The sequence below is a fragment of the Gordonia sp. WA4-43 genome (assembly GCF_020520305.1).
Taxonomy (GTDB): domain Bacteria; phylum Actinomycetota; class Actinomycetes; order Mycobacteriales; family Mycobacteriaceae; genus Gordonia; species Gordonia hongkongensis.
Genome location: NZ_CP084736.1, coordinates 3,798,377 through 3,812,583, shown reverse-complemented (window position 1 = coordinate 3,812,583; position 14,207 = coordinate 3,798,377). Strand labels below are relative to the sequence as shown.

Sequence of the window (14,207 nt, the reverse complement as noted above, 5' to 3'; positions counted from 1 at the left end):
GGGCTCCCTCAAGCACTCTCGATCCCCGCCGACCGCGCCGCCGCGGTGAGTACGTCGACGACCATCTCCACGGTGAGCCGTCCGGTGAAGGTGTTCTGCTGGCTCACGTGGTAGCAGCCGAAGACCTCGAGTTCGGCACCGTCGCGGACGAGGGTGGTGGAGACACCGTGACCGAACTTCGGCATCGGCTTCGGGACCGTCCAGCCGAGCCTCGCGAAGGTACGAAGCGTTGACTGCCAACCGAATCCACCGAGTGTCATCACCGAACGGACCGTCGGCGCGAGCAACTCGAGTTCGGCGTGCAGCCAGTACGAACAGGTGTCGCGCTCTTCGACCGTCGGCTTGTTCTGCGGTGGTGCACAGTGGACCGGTGCGGTGATCCGCGTGTCGAACAGCTCCAATCCGTCGCCGATCGCGACCGAGAGCGGCTGGCTCGCAAGGCCGGCGCGATACAGCGCCGAGAACAGGACATCGCCGCTGCGGTCACCCGTGAACATGCGCCCGGTCCGATTCCCACCGTGCGCCGCGGGGGCGAGGCCGACGATCAGCAGTCGCGCATCCGCCGGACCGATACCGGCCACCGGCCTCCCCCAGTACTCCTCGTCGGCGTACGCGCGTCGCTTCTCCTGCGCGACCAACTCCCGCCATTCGACGAGGCGCGGGCATGCACGGCACTCGATCAGCTGCGCGTCGAGCTCCGCCAGATCACGGAAGCGTCGTCGGGTGGCCATCCCTCGACACTAACCGCGGCGTCCGGTCGGCATCCCCGCCGGCCGACGGGACCGTCGGTCCGAGACCGCTCAGTCCAGTACGACGCACCGTTCTCGCGTGCGATCCACGCCGAACCAGCCGCGCTCGAACTCCTGCCACGCCTGAAGATGACCTCGCGCGTCCTCACCGTCGCGGGCGACCGTCCGCTCGAGCCGTTCGCTCGGGGTCCCGCCGTCGAGCCACAGCGCGTGGGACAGGCGGTCGGCGATCCGGCGCCGCGCCGAGGACACCCCTTCGATGATCAGCAGCGGCTGCCACTCGATCCACACGCGGGGCCCGGGGGCCGGGACGCCGTCCTGCCACACGCGGGGCCGGTACCGGTAGTCGCGTCGTCGGGTGAACGGATGCAGCACATCGGTTTCCAGCTCCGGCCACCACGCGACGGGATCGTCCCAGGTCGCGAAGTCGTCGGTGCGGACCAGAGTCACACCGACTCCCCGAGCGCGCAGGTCCGCGACCAGGAGATCGGCGATCGTCGACTTGCCCGCTCCGGACGGTCCGTCGATCGCGACGATCCCGGCGTCGAGGCGAGCGGCCAGTTCGGTCACACGGGCACGGGTCTGCGGGCTCACCAGATCAGGATGGGTCACCGACCGGCCGCCCCGGACGCGAACGCCGAGGGCAACCGGGTGAGCGGAGCCGTGATCGGTGCTTCGGGGACGCGCTGCACCGAGGTCCGGCCGGTGCGGAGGTACTCGACGATGGCGTCGTCGAGCGGCTTGTTGGCGCGACCGAGCTGCGCGTGGTCGCCACCACCGACCGTGATGAGGTGGCTGCGCATGAGTTCACGCATCTTCAGCGACCCGCGATACGGGGTCTGCGGGTCGCCGACGCTCTGGATCTGCAGGGGCGCCACCGCCAGCCCGCGGTTGCGGATCTCGACCGGCCGCACGAGCGCCGGCGCTCCGGCACACGCGAGGCCGGACTCGTAGGCGAGACCTGGTGCCTCGAACGGATCCCCGGTCACGTAGTTCGCGAGGAACGCCTGGAAGCCGAGCGACGGCTGCGCGGGGACCTGGTTCTCGTTGCACAGCACCGCGGCCTGCATGTCCTGCGAGACCTGGGCGGCCTCGATCGCGGCGGGGCCCGGGGTGGGCAGCTTCCGGCCTGGGTTCGCCGTCATCAGCGCCACTGTCGGCCAGGAGTTGCGATCGGGCGCGAGCGCGCGGGTGAGGACCAGTAGCTGCGACGTCAGCTGTAGCGACCCGGGCCGGAGCAAGGTGAACACCAGGTTCTCGAACCTGGCACGCGCGTCGGCGGTCAGATCGGTTCCCGCGATGTACTGCTGCGCGACCGCCCGCAGGCCCGGCGGCACGTCCCCGACCTGCGCGGGAGGTGCCAGCAGCGATGGCGGCACACCTGCCTCGGCACTGACCCGGTCGCTCCACTTCCGGTACACGGCGAGTGGCGTCGTGCCGAGATGGTAGATCCGGTCGTGGCGCGCGATCCACGCCATCATCTCGTGAACCCGCGCCTTGTAGCCGGGTGTCTGCACGGAGAGAAGACTGTTCCACACCACGCCCGGGTCGAAACCGGAGTCGAGGACCATCCGGTCGACGCGCTGCGGGAACAGTGTTGCGTACGTCGACATCAGCAGGGTGCCGTACGAGATGCCGTAGAGGCTGACCTTCGGTTCGCCGAGCAGCCGCCGGACGACCTCCATGTCACGGGCGGTGTTCTCGGTGGTGAGCGTAGCCCCCAGGCCCGGCGTACGCGCCTCGCAGCGATCGCGATTGAGCTTGCCCAGCGCCGTCATCAGTTCGGGCTCGTCGCCGGTGATCGGATCGCAGCGCAGCGGCGTGCCCGACACCAGACCACGCGGCTGCACGGCCACCAGATCCCATTCGTCGAGCATGGCCGCCGGCGGGCGCAGCTGACTGAACATCGCGATGCCGTCGCCGCCCGGGCCGCCCGGGTTGCCCATCACGACACCGCGACGCCGGGATTGGTCGCGCGCCTGCATACGGCTCACGCCGATCTCGATGGTCTCGCCGTTCGGCTCGGAGTGGTCGAGCGGAACTTCGACCGTCGCGCACCGGACCGTCGCCGGTACGCCGTGCACCGCGGGGCATGCCTGCCAGTCGAGCGCGGGCGCTGCGGTGCTTCCGGCGCCGACGCGAGCTGAGCCGCGCTCACCAGGCCGGCCACGACCACCACCGTCAGGCCTGCTGCAACACCCCGGACACGACGACGCCACCCAGTACGCGAGATCACCACATGACCCTAGCCGTCCGGTTTGCCGGGTACGACGGCCACCGACCTCACGCCAGGATGCGACGACCCGACAGTGCACGACCCAAGGTGAGTTCGTCGGCGAACTCGAGGTCGCCGCCCATCGGCAGCCCCGACGCGAGCCGGGTGACCGACAGGCCGGGAAAGTCCTTCAGCATGCGCTGGAGGTAGGTCGCGGTCGCCTCGCCCTCGGTGTTCGGGTCGGTGGCGACGATCACCTCGGAGACGTCGACGCCGTCTTCCTGATTGGCCAGCCGACGCAGCAGTTCGCGGATACGCAACTGGTCCGGGCCGATCCCGGACAACGGGTCGAGAGCACCACCGAGTACGTGGTAGCGCCCGGTGAACTCCTTGGTCCGTTCGATCGCGTGCACGTCTTTCGGCTCCTCGACGACACAGATCTTGCTGGCGTCGCGGCGGGCGTCCGAACAGATCCGGCACAGGCGATTGGCCGAGACGTTCCCGCACTCCGCGCAGAAGACGACGTCGTCGCGGACCCGTCCCAGCGCGGCGACGAGGCGATCGATGTCGGACTTCTCCCCGGCCAGCAGGTGGAACGCGATGCGCTGGGCGCCCTTCGGACCGAGGCCCGGCTGTTTGGCCAGCTCGTCGATCAGGTCCTGGATCGGTCCCTCATACATGCTGATCTGCGTCCACGGTGTCCGGGATTCCTACTCGTCGTTCGGCGTCGTACGCGGGTGGGCGTACTCAGCCGCCAAATCCGGGGAGGCCGCCGCCGAGACCACCGGCGAGCGGGCCCATCTTCTCGCTGGCCAGCTGCTCGCGCTTCTCCGACAGGTCGGCCAACGCACCGAGCAACAGGTCCTGCAGGGTCTCCACGTCGTCGGGATCGACGACCTTCGGATCGATCGACACGGCGGTCACCTCACCGGTGCCGTTGCCGGTCACGGTCACGAGCCCGTTGCCCGCACTGCCGACCACCTCCGCCGCCGCGATCTCGTTCTGCGCCGACAGGAGCTTCTCCTGCATCTGCTGCGCCTGGGCCAGCAGTCCGGCCATCGGGTTCTCCCCGCCCTGACCGCCGCCGAACAACGCGCTGGGATCGAATGGTTGCGTCACCCGGCCCAGGGTAGTCGCAGCGTCAGCGCAGCAACCGATCGACATGCGCGGCGATGTCGTCGACGGTCGACTCCTCGACGGCGGCCACCTCGAAGGACAGGACCTCGTCGCCGAACAACCGACCCGCGCGCGCCGTGAGCGCGAACTCGAACCGGTCGTCGACGCGACGCCACTGCGTGATCCCGCCGTAGACGGGCGCACTGGCTCCCGTGGTGACGCAGTATTCGTCGGCGCGCGGCCCGCCGACCAGATCGCGCTGGATCTGGAAACAGGCCAGTGACTCGTCGTCGATGAAGACCACGGCCTCGCAGCCCAGGTCGGGATGCCGTTCGTAGGACGCGCGGATGGTCATGGCGCCAGGGTAGATCGTGGCCCTACCCCGACCCCGACACCGGCCGTCGGCTCTCGAACCGGCGCTCCACTCCGGTCAGCGGGTCGGTGAACTCCAGCACTCGGGCGACCAGGCGTAGCGGCCGGGTGAAGTCCCCGTGATCCGGAAGAGCGGCGAGTCCCGGCCGCACGTCGGGGTAGAGCGGGTCGTCGACGATGGGCACCCCGAGCGACGCCATGTGCAACCGGAGCTGATGGGTGCGGCCGGTGTGTGGCACCAGCCGATAGACGCCGAGGCCGCCGACGACCTCGGTCAGCGTGATGTCGCTGATGGCGTTGACCGGCCCGTCCACCACGAGGGCGCGTAGGTCGCCCGCGGTCTTCTCGATCCGGTCCCGCACGGTCACGGTCGACGCCAGCGCCTCGTCGGCCGGCGCGAGCGCGAGGTACTCCTTGCGGGCGGTCCGGGACGCGAACAGGTCCTGATAGGCCGCGCGCACCTCGGGCCGCAGCGTGAACAGCAGCACCCCGGCGGTGAGGCGGTCCAGGCGGTGCGCCGGCGAGACGGTGTCGGAGCCAAGTTCCCGACGCAGCCGCACCAGCGCGGTCTCGCTCACGTGACGACCCCGCGGCATCGTGGCGAGGAAATGCGGTTTGTCCACCACGACGATGTTCTCGTCGCGGTGGATCAACGGCAGGTCGAACGGGACCGCGATCTCGTCGTCGAGGTCGCGGTAGAGGTACAGCGAGACATTGCGGCTCGACGGCGCGGCCAGATCCGCGGGTCGGCCGTCGGCATCGACGATCTCGCCCGCGGCGGCGCGTCGACCCAGATCGTCGGCGGTCAGCCCCGCCAGCGCGGGCGCGGCCAGCAGCGCCTGACCGACGGTCAGCTCCGGCCCCGAACGCAACACCACGCGCGTGGCGTCGACGCCGTCGCGCATGGGCAAGGGCGACGGCCTTGCGCGGCCACGGCGGCGCCGGACGGGATCGGTCGATCCCGCGCCCGTCATCGCACGCTGTCGGGTGAGCAGGTCATCGAGCGCCGCGGTCGGAGATCCGAGCCGTCAGCTCTCGAGGCGCTTCTTCAGGTTGCCGAGGACCTCGGCCTGAATCCGGTTGAGACCCTTCGGCGCAAATGTCTTCTCGAAGAACCCACCGATGCCGCCGGCCCCCTGCCACGTGGTGGTGGTCGTGACGCGCGAACCGCTGCCCGATGCCGCGACGGAGTAGGTGGTCACCATCGTCGAGTTGGCGTCGCGTTCGGTGACGGTGTCCGGGGTGACGCTGACGGTTGCCTGCACGTCGCGCTGCCGCTTCGACGTGGCCTGCAGAATCCAGTGCACGACGGTGCCGTCGCCCTTGCCGCCGCTGATCACCTTGTAGTCGCGGTACTGCTCCGGGAGGATGGCCGGCCGCACGACCTCATAGTCGGCGAGAGCTCCGACCACGGCGTCCGGGGCGGCGGCGATGTCGAGCGACTGCGATGCGGAAACCTGACCCACGATTGGACACTCCTCAGTTACGAAACGATTGGCGGGCGAACTGATCAAGTCCTAGGCTAACCGGGTGACCAACGGGCTCGAGATGGGGGGAGCGGCATTCGACCAGGGGGTTGCCGACCTTCTGGCCAGCTATCGTGCCATCCCGCCGCAGGCAACCGTGCGTCTTGCGAAGAAGACGTCCAACCTCTTTCGTAAGCGCGCCGCCAATCCGCATCCGGGACTGGACGTCTCCGGACTCGATCGGGTCATCTCGGTGAATCCCGAGGCGCGCACCGCCGACGTCGCCGGCATGTGCACCTACGAGAACCTCGTCGCGGCCACTCTGCCGTACGGCCTCGCACCGCTGGTCGTCCCACAGCTCAAGACGATCACCCTCGGCGGCGCGGTCACCGGACTCGGCATCGAGAGCACGTCCTTCCGCTCCGGACTGCCCCATGAGTCGGTTCTCGAGATCGACATCCTCACCGGCGACGGCGAGATCCTGACCGCGACGCCCACCAACGAACATGCCGACCTCTTCTTCGGTTTCCCGAATTCCTATGGCACGCTCGGTTATTCGGTTCGGCTGCGGATCGAGCTGGAGCCGGTGAAGCCGTATGTGGCACTGCGCCATCTCCGGTTCACGAGTATCGCCGATCTCCAGTCGGCGATGGACACGATCGTCACCACGAAGTCGCACGACGGCGAACCGGTCGACTACCTCGACGGAGTCGTGTTCTCCGCCAACGAGTCCTATCTGACGCTGGGCCGCCAGACCGACGAGGACGGACCGGTCAGCGATTACACCGGGATGGACATCTTCTATCGGTCCATCCAACAGAAGACGACCGACCGGTTGACGATCCACGACTACCTCTGGCGCTGGGACACCGACTGGTTCTGGTGCTCGCGCGCCTTCGGCGCACAGAACCCGCGAATCCGGCGCTGGTGGCCGAAGCGGTACCTCCGCAGCAGTTTCTACTGGAAGCTGATCGGGCTCGACCAGCGATTCGACATCGGCGACCGGTTGAACGCCCGCAAGGGACTACCGGCAGGTGAACGCGTCGTGCAGGACATCGAGGTCCCCATCGACCGGACCGCCGACTACGTCGAGTGGTTCCTCTCCGAGATCCCCATCGAGCCGATCTGGCTGTGCCCGCTCCGGCTCCGCGAACCCGCCCTTCCCGGCGCCGACCCGGTACGCCCCTGGCCGCTGTATCCCCTTGCCCCGCAACGCACGTACGTCAACGTCGGCTTCTGGTCCGCCGTGCCGGTCACCCCGGGCGATCCCGGGCACACCAACAAGATCATCGAACGCAAGGTCGCCGAACTCGACGGCCACAAGTCGCTGTATTCAGAGAGTTTCTACACGCCGGAGGAGTTCGACGAACTCTACGGCGGAGAGAGTTATCGGCTCCTCAAGAAGCGGTACGACCCGCGGGGTCGCCTGCTGGACCTCTACTCGAAAGCGGTGAAACGCCAATGACCACGTTCAAGGAGAGTTCGGCGTCGAGTGTGGACTCGCACGCCGGCAAGATGACCCTCGCCGAGATCTTCGAAACACTCCTCGGCGGAAACCTGTCGATCCGGATCACCGCCTACGACGGCAGCAGCGCCGGACCCGTCGACGCCCAGTACGGCCTCGACCTGAAGACCCCGCGCGGTACGACGTATCTGGTGACCGCACCCGGCGATCTCGGACTCGCGCGCGCCTACATCGCAGGCGATCTCGAACTCATCGGCGCGCACCCCGGTGATCCCTACCCCGCGCTGAAGGCACTGGCCAGCAACCTGCAGTTCCACCGCCCCTCCCCCCTGTCGCTCGCCCACATCGCGCGGTCGCTGGGCATCGATCACTTCAAGCCGATCGCACCGCCGCCGCAGGAGGCCGTGCCGCGCTGGCGTCGATTTGCGGAAGGACTGCGGCACAGCAAGTCCCGCGATGCCGAGGTCATCCACTACCACTACGACGTCTCGAACACGTTCTACGAGTGGGTGCTCGGACCGTCGATGACGTACACCTGCGCCGTCTACCCGGAACGCGACGCATCGCTGGAAGCCGCCCAGGAGAACAAGTACCGCCTCATCTTCGAGAAGCTCCGCCTCAAGCCCGGCGACCGCCTCCTCGACATCGGTTGCGGTTGGGGCGGAATGGTCCGCTATGCCGCCCGACGCGGCGTACACGCGATCGGGGCGACGCTGTCCGCCGAGCAGGCGCAGTGGGCCCAGAAGGCGATCGCCGACGAAGGGCTCGGCGAGTTCGCCGAGGTCCGGCACAGCGACTACCGCGACGTCACCGAAAGCGGCTTCGACGCGGTGTCGTCCATCGGGCTCACCGAGCACATCGGTGTCCACAACTACCCGTCCTACTTCGGGTTCATGCGCGACAAGCTCCGTCCCGGCGGCATGCTGCTGAACCACTGCATCACGCGCCCCGACAACGCGAGCCGCAGCAAGGCGGGATCGTTCATCGACCGCTACGTCTTCCCCGACGGCGAGCTCACCGGCTCCGGCAAGATCATCTCCAAGCTGCAGGACATCGGCGGCATGGAGGTCATCCACGAGGAGAACTTCCGCGAGCACTACGCGATGACGCTGCGCGACTGGAACATCAACCTCGTCGAGCACTGGGACGAAGCGGTGGCCGAGGTCGGCGAGGGCACCGCGCGGCTGTGGGGCCTCTACATGGCCGGTTGCCGAATCGGGTTCGACCGCAACATCATCCAGCTCCACCACGTGCTCGCCACCAAACTCGACGAGGACGGCGGCCATCAGGTGCCACTCCGGCCGTGGTGGGACGCCTGAGCCCGACCCGCCTCTGAAAACCGCCCTCAGAAATCGGACACGCGGCGTATCGTCGTCGAACCTGTTGCGCGGGGCGGTTTTCAGACAAAGCTTCCGAGCGCACCCGGTCACTCGAGCGGCCGTGCCCCCAGCTCCGATTTGAGCAGCTCCAGCGCCACCTGGTCGGGGTCGAGCCGCTGCTCGGGGCTGCCGGTGCGTGCATCGGCCACCATCTCCGCGCGTTCGTCGTGCGGGATGTCCTCGTCGGCACGTGGCGGCTCGGGCTCCTCCGGTTCGGCGACCGGCTCCGGTGCGGGCGCCGGCGTCGCCGACTGGTCACGCGCGCGACTCGGACGCGAGTACGACTGCCGCGCCTTGGCAGCTTGCTTCGACGGCGGCGCGGTCGACGTGGCGGAGGGTGCGGCGGCGCCCGGCGCCTGGTGCACGGTACGCACGTCGAGTTCGGTGCCGAAGACCTCGGTGAGCGCCTCGCGGATGATCGTCACGGCGTGCGGCGCGGACAACCGCCCGACCAGCACCTCGACCGGATGCGAGAGCACGACGGTCGTCCCGTCGACGTCGGCGATGACCGCCGCCGACAGCATCGGCTCGAGACTCTTCGACCGTTCCCGCACCGCGGCCCGGATGTCCTGATACCGCTTGCGAACCGAGTCGGCGTCGAGCCCGGCGGTCGCCTCGGGCTCGGGCTCCGGTTCGGGCACCGGCTCGGGCTCGGGCCGACGGGCACGGACCGGCATCGCGTCGGGTGGCGGGACGTCGTCCTCGTCGACGGGCTCATCGGGCAGCGGGATGTCGTCGTACGCCGCGGTCGACGCCGGTTCGGCAATCGGTTCCGGTTCGGGCGAGGGCGCGTCCCGATGGCGCGACGGCGGTTCGGGCGCGGACGGGGTCCGGTCGGACCGTGCCGGCGGCTGAGTCGGCGGCGTCGGCGGGGCGGGCACCTCGATCAGGGACGCCGTCTCGTCGTCCGATGAGGCGTCAGCGGCCGGCGCCGGTTCGACCTCTGCCGCCCCGGCACTCGGTTGGTCGGCGATCAGCTCGTCGAACATCGACTCGTCGTCGGCGGGCTCCTCCGCGGGCAGCACGGCCTCGGCCTCGACCCCCGAACCCTTTGCGACGCCGGTCGAGTCGGGATCAACCGCCTCGGGCGCCGCACCTGCCGCGACCGCTTCAGCAACGACGGGTTCCGGCGCAGGAGTCTCCACCACCATCTCTGGCGCGACCGGCTTAGACACCACCGGTTCCGGCACCCGGCCGGCGTCGGGTTGCGCGGCGTCGGCCTCGACGGCTTCCGCGGCCGCGCGCTCGGACGCCTCAGCAGCCTTGGCCTCTTCCATCGCCTTGCGCTGCGAGGGTCGAACGAACTTCGGTTCCGGTTCCGGCTCAGCCGGTTTCGCGGGTACCGGGATCGACGTCGTGCCGATCCCCGACTCGAGTCGTTCGAGTCGCTGCAACAGAGCTGCGTCGTCGTCGGAGACCGCGGGCAGCAGCATCCGCGCGCACATCACCTCGAGCAGGAGTCGCGGCGACGTCGTGCCGCGCATCTCCCCGAGAGCGTTGTGCACGATCTCGGCGAACCTGGTCAGCGACGCGGGCCCGAGGGTCTCGATCTGGGCGCGCATGCGGGCGAGCTGGTCACCCGGCGCCTCGACGAGTCCGCGGTCCGCGGCGTCCGGAACAGCCTGCAGCAGAATCAGATCGCGCAGACGTTCCAGCAGGTCGACGGCGAACCGTCGAGGATCGTGCCCGGCGTCGACCACCTTCTCCACCGTGCCGAACAATGCCGAACCGTCGGCGTCGGCGAGAGCGTCGACCGCGGTGTCGATCAGCGCCACGTCGGTGACACCGAGCAGCGCGAGTGCGCGTTCGTAGGCGACACCCTGGTCGTCGGCGCCGGCCAGCAGCTGATCGAGGATCGACAGCGAGTCACGAGGCGAACCGCCACCCGCCCGGATGACGAGCGGGTACACCTCGGACGCGACGGTCACGCCCTCGCGCTCACAGATCGTCTCCAGGAGACCGCGCATGACCGGCGGCGCGAGCAGCCGGAACGGGTAGTGGTGGGTGCGCGACCGGATGGTCGGCAGCACCTTCTCGGGTTCGGTGGTCGCGAACACGAAGATCAGATGCTCCGGCGGCTCCTCGACGATCTTGAGGAGCGCGTTGAATCCCGCGTTCGTCACCATGTGCGCCTCGTCGACGATGAACACGCGGTAGCGCGACTCGGCGGGCGCATAGAAGGCGCGGTCGCGCAGCTCGCGGGTGTCGTCGACACCGCCGTGACTGGCGGCATCGAGCTCGATGACGTCGAGGTTGCCCGGACCCCCCGGCGCGAGCGCCACACAGGAGACACACGTTCCGCACGGTGTGGAGGTGGGGCCCTGCACACAGTTCAGCGAACGAGCCAGGATCCGCGCCGACGACGTCTTGCCACAACCGCGGGGACCGGAGAAGAGATACGCGTGATTGATGCGACCGGAATCCAGGGCACGGCTCAACGGATCGGTGACGTGCTCCTGCCCCACGACGTCGGCGAAGGTAGCCGGGCGATAGGTGCGATACAGAGCCACGCGTCGAGACTACCGGCGACCCGTGACAGTCGATGAGTGTGCCTCACACTGGTGCAGCGGGCCCCTGATCGGGTGTCTCGGTGACGGGTTCGCCATCGGTTCCGACCAGGTCATCGGCCATCCCGCGGGTGTCTTCCGAAGTACGCAAAGTGTGCCCGGACGTGCCTCGCGAGTCGCGCGGCCCGGACTCCTCGCCATCCGTGTCCGGCCGTCGTGTGCCCTCACTGCCGGTGCCGCCCGCATCGCCGGTCGGCAGCCCGCCCTCGGCGATCACCGCAGCCGCGACGCCGGGCGGGATGATCGGGTCGGCGGGCGTCGGCGTGGAGTAGCCACGGCTGCCGACCATCCGCAGGCCGACGACCGTCGCGACGAGCACGCCGAGGTAGGCCCACAGATAGGGGCTGACCGTGAACCAGTTGAGCCACGTGATGCGGGTCTTGACGTACAGCCCCGTGTAATAGCCGTCCGGGATCAGCGCCGGTACATGCGTCGGCCACGAAAACGCGAGTAGCACCAGTGCCGCCACGCCCACGCCGGCCCACACCCGCGGTGCCCGCGGCTGCCGGGCGTCGAGAACGAGGTGGATTCCGATGACCAGGATCGGGATGAACCACACCCAGTGGTGGCCCCACGACATCGGCGACACCACGCAGGCGGTCATCCCGACAATGCTGACGGCAAGGAGTTCCTGACCTTTGCGATGGGCGTACGTCGCCACCGCGAAGCCGACCGCCAGCACTGCCAGCACCAGGGCGAGCCAGAGCAGCGTCGGCGGATTGTCGGTGTCGAGGTGGTTGGCCAGCATGCCGCGCAGGGACTGGTTACCGCGCAACTGAGCCGAGCCGACCCGGTCGGACTCGAACAGCTTGCCCGTCCAGTACGACCACGAGTCCCCGGGCAAGGCGGCGAACCCGATGAGCATGGTGGTGGCGAAGCCGCCCACCACCCCGGCGAGGGCGCGCCAGTTCCGTTGCACGAGGAAGTAGCCGGCGAAGATGAGGGGCGTCAGCTTGATTCCCGCGGCGACTCCGGTCCAGAACCCCTTGAGGCGTCCACCGTCCGGACGCGCCAGATCGGCCACGATCACGAGCATCAGGAACACATTGATCTGCCCGTACCAGATCGTCGTACGAACCGGCTCGAACAACATCGCCACCGCCACCAGCGACGCCGCGATCACGCGCAGTGGCCAGGTCACCGGCCGGCCGAGGCTGCGGAAGCTCAGCATGATCACCAGATAGAGCGCCACGACGATGCCCGCCGACCACAACATGCGAGCGACGTCGAAGGACATCCAGGCCAGCGGACTGAACAGCAAGGCGGAGAACGGCGAGTAGGTGTAGTCCAGGTCGCCGATCATCTTGACGTCGTAGAGACTGACGCCGTTGGCGACCGCCCGGGCACCCGCCTGATACACCGAGAGATCGATCTGGTTGTGCAGCAAACCCCAGAATTGGGCGCCCAGGGGTACGACGACATCCTGGAGTGCCAGTGCGATGACCCCCACGACGGCGAAACCGGTTGCGAGAAGAACCGGCCTGGGCAGATTCACGATTTGAAAGCCTGTCACAAAGTGGCGCGCACGCCAGCGCACTCGCCGGAGAATGAGAGCAATCTAACGCCGGGATCGGCGTGTCGGGTCAGCTGGAGCGGGCGAGCAGGGTCTCCGCCGCGGCCAGCAGCACGCACGTGGATACCCCGTCCATCGCAGCCCGCAGGTCGTCGGTGTTCGGGAACGTCGGTGCGAGTCGGATGTTCTGATCGTGCGGATCGGTCTTGTACGGGAACGCCGATCCGGCGGCGGTGAGCGCGATACCGGCTTCTTTGGCCAGCTCGATGGTGCGTCGGGCCGCGCCGTCGACGACGTCGAGGCTGATGAAGTAGCCGCCCTCCGGCTCCGACCACGACGCCACCTTCGACTCCGTGAGACGGTCCTCGAGGATGTCGAGCACGAGCTTGAATTTCGGAGCGAGGATCTCCCGGTGGCGGGCCATGTGCGCCCGCACACCGTCGGCATCGCCGAAGAACTTGAGGTGACGCAGCTGATTGACCTTGTCGGGTCCGATGGTCTTCAGCGACAGGTACTTGCTGAACCAGGCCAGATTCTCCGGCGACGACCCGAAGAACGAGACGCCGGCGCCGGCGAAGGTGATCTTCGACGTCGAGCCGAGGACGTACACGCGGTTCGGGTGCCCGGCCTGCGCCGCCATCTCCAGGATCGGCAGCGGCGTCGGCGGGGTCTCCACCAGCGTGTGGACGACGTAGGCGTTGTCCCAGTAGATCCGGAAGTCCGGCGCCGCGGACATCTCGAGCAGCCCGCGCGTGACCTCCTCGGAGAAGGTGACGCCGGTCGGGTTCGAGTAGGTGGGCACCGCCCACATGCCCTTGATGCTCGGGTCGGAGGCGACGAGTTCGGCGCACACCCGCACGTCGGGGCCGTCGGGCAGCATCGGCACCGGGATCATCTCGATGCCGAAGCTCTCGGTGATCGCGAAGTGGCGGTCATAACCGGGCGACGGGCACAGGAACTTGATCGTCTGACGTCCCCACGGCTCGTCGGAGTCGGCGGTGCCGTGCAGCAGCCCGAAGACCGTGAGGTCGTGCATGATCTCGAGGCTCGAGTTGCCGAGCGCGAGCAGGTTGTCGGGGTCGACGGCGAGGAGTTCCCCGAAGATGCCGCGCAACTCGGGCAGTCCGTTGAGTCCGCCGTAGTTGCGGGTGTCGGTGCCCGCGCCGTCTCGATACTCGTCACCGGGCAGCGACAGGAGACCGTTCGAGAGATCGAGCTGCTCGGGGGCCGGCTTGCCGCGGGTGAGGTCGAGCTTGAGACCCAGCGCGCGCAGCGCCTCGTATTGCTTGGTCAGTTCCGTCTGGGTGTTCCGGAGTTGGTCGGCACTCATCGAGTGAAAATTCAACGTTGGCCCTCTCGCGGCTC

At 68.5% G+C, this 14,207-nt stretch carries 13 protein-coding genes; 2 read left to right on the top strand and 11 right to left on the bottom strand.

Annotated features, from left to right (window positions below):
* Nucleotides 1-8 precede the first annotated feature (8 nt).
* From LEL84_RS17135 to LEL84_RS17100, 8 genes are all read right to left on the bottom strand, one after another.
* A complete protein-coding gene (locus tag LEL84_RS17135; RefSeq protein WP_058251048.1) occupies nt 9-731 on the bottom strand; it encodes a uracil-DNA glycosylase in 723 nt (240 codons plus the stop codon).
* A 69-nt stretch (nt 732-800) separates the two neighbouring features.
* Entirely contained in the window at nt 801-1,343 is a 543-nt protein-coding gene (locus LEL84_RS17130; RefSeq protein WP_374610693.1) for a uridine kinase, read from the bottom strand.
* Between the two features lie 14 nt (nt 1,344-1,357).
* Nucleotides 1,358-2,833, bottom strand: coding sequence for an alpha/beta fold hydrolase (locus LEL84_RS17125; RefSeq protein WP_413466873.1), 1,476 nt, complete (start codon nt 2,831-2,833; stop codon nt 1,358-1,360).
* 199 nt (nt 2,834-3,032) lie between these two features.
* Nucleotides 3,033-3,644, bottom strand: coding sequence for a recombination mediator RecR (gene recR, locus LEL84_RS17120; RefSeq protein ID WP_058251045.1), 612 nt, complete (start codon nt 3,642-3,644; stop codon nt 3,033-3,035).
* A gap of 67 nt (nt 3,645-3,711) precedes the next feature.
* Entirely contained in the window at nt 3,712-4,128 is a 417-nt protein-coding gene (locus tag LEL84_RS17115) for a YbaB/EbfC family nucleoid-associated protein (protein WP_413466872.1), read from the bottom strand.
* Nucleotides 4,106-4,435, bottom strand: coding sequence for a hypothetical protein (locus LEL84_RS17110; RefSeq protein WP_226512271.1), 330 nt, complete (start codon nt 4,433-4,435; stop codon nt 4,106-4,108). The genes LEL84_RS17115 and LEL84_RS17110 overlap by 23 nt, the downstream gene beginning before the upstream one ends.
* Nucleotides 4,436-4,457: 22 nt before the next feature.
* Nucleotides 4,458-5,357, bottom strand: a complete 900-nt coding sequence (locus tag LEL84_RS17105) for a pseudouridine synthase (RefSeq protein ID WP_226514340.1) — start codon at nt 5,355-5,357, stop codon at nt 4,458-4,460.
* Between the two features lie 123 nt (nt 5,358-5,480).
* The gene (locus tag LEL84_RS17100) at nt 5,481-5,918 is read right to left on the bottom strand and encodes an SRPBCC family protein (RefSeq protein WP_058251042.1); all 438 of its coding nucleotides are present in this window, start codon (nt 5,916-5,918) and stop codon (nt 5,481-5,483) included.
* Between the two features lie 82 nt (nt 5,919-6,000).
* On the opposite strand from LEL84_RS17100, the gene LEL84_RS17095 reads away from it, so the two are divergent.
* Together LEL84_RS17095 and LEL84_RS17090 are read left to right on the top strand one after the other, a co-directional pair.
* Nucleotides 6,001-7,383: an FAD-binding oxidoreductase gene (locus tag LEL84_RS17095; RefSeq protein WP_226514339.1), complete on the top strand. Its 1,383-nt coding sequence runs from the start codon at nt 6,001-6,003 to the stop codon at nt 7,381-7,383.
* A complete protein-coding gene (locus LEL84_RS17090) occupies nt 7,380-8,702 on the top strand; it encodes a class I SAM-dependent methyltransferase (RefSeq protein WP_226512270.1) in 1,323 nt (440 codons plus the stop codon). Before LEL84_RS17095 ends, LEL84_RS17090 begins: the two co-directional genes overlap by 4 nt.
* 107 nt (nt 8,703-8,809) lie before the next feature.
* On the opposite strand, the gene LEL84_RS17085 is transcribed toward LEL84_RS17090, so the two are convergent.
* The 3 genes from LEL84_RS17085 to LEL84_RS17075 form a co-directional block, all read right to left on the bottom strand.
* Complete coding sequence (locus LEL84_RS17085; protein ID WP_226512269.1) at nt 8,810-11,272, bottom strand: DNA polymerase III subunit gamma and tau; 2,463 nt, start codon at nt 11,270-11,272, stop codon at nt 8,810-8,812.
* A 43-nt stretch (nt 11,273-11,315) separates the two neighbouring features.
* Complete coding sequence (locus tag LEL84_RS17080) at nt 11,316-12,824, bottom strand: glycosyltransferase 87 family protein (protein ID WP_226512268.1); 1,509 nt, start codon at nt 12,822-12,824, stop codon at nt 11,316-11,318.
* Between the two features lie 88 nt (nt 12,825-12,912).
* A complete protein-coding gene (locus LEL84_RS17075) occupies nt 12,913-14,187 on the bottom strand; it encodes an aminotransferase class I/II-fold pyridoxal phosphate-dependent enzyme (RefSeq protein WP_226512267.1) in 1,275 nt (424 codons plus the stop codon).
* Nucleotides 14,188-14,207: the final 20 nt, after the last annotated feature.

What these genes read in the sequence shown, in the direction of transcription:
- LEL84_RS17135 (WP_058251048.1), bottom strand. Translation starts at nt 731, where the DNA reads ATGGCCACCCGACGACGCTTCCGTGATCTGGCGGAGCTCGACGCGCAG.
- recR (WP_058251045.1), bottom strand. Translation starts at nt 3,644, where the DNA reads ATGTATGAGGGACCGATCCAGGACCTGATCGACGAGCTGGCCAAACAG.
- LEL84_RS17115 (WP_413466872.1), bottom strand. Translation starts at nt 4,128, where the DNA reads ATGTCGATCGGTTGCTGCGCTGACGCTGCGACTACCCTGGGCCGGGTG.
- LEL84_RS17110 (WP_226512271.1), bottom strand. Translation starts at nt 4,435, where the DNA reads ATGACCATCCGCGCGTCCTACGAACGGCATCCCGACCTGGGCTGCGAG.
- LEL84_RS17105 (WP_226514340.1), bottom strand. Translation starts at nt 5,357, where the DNA reads ATGCGCGACGGCGTCGACGCCACGCGCGTGGTGTTGCGTTCGGGGCCG.
- LEL84_RS17095 (WP_226514339.1), top strand. Translation starts at nt 6,001, where the DNA reads ATGGGGGGAGCGGCATTCGACCAGGGGGTTGCCGACCTTCTGGCCAGC.
- LEL84_RS17090 (WP_226512270.1), top strand. Translation starts at nt 7,380, where the DNA reads ATGACCACGTTCAAGGAGAGTTCGGCGTCGAGTGTGGACTCGCACGCC.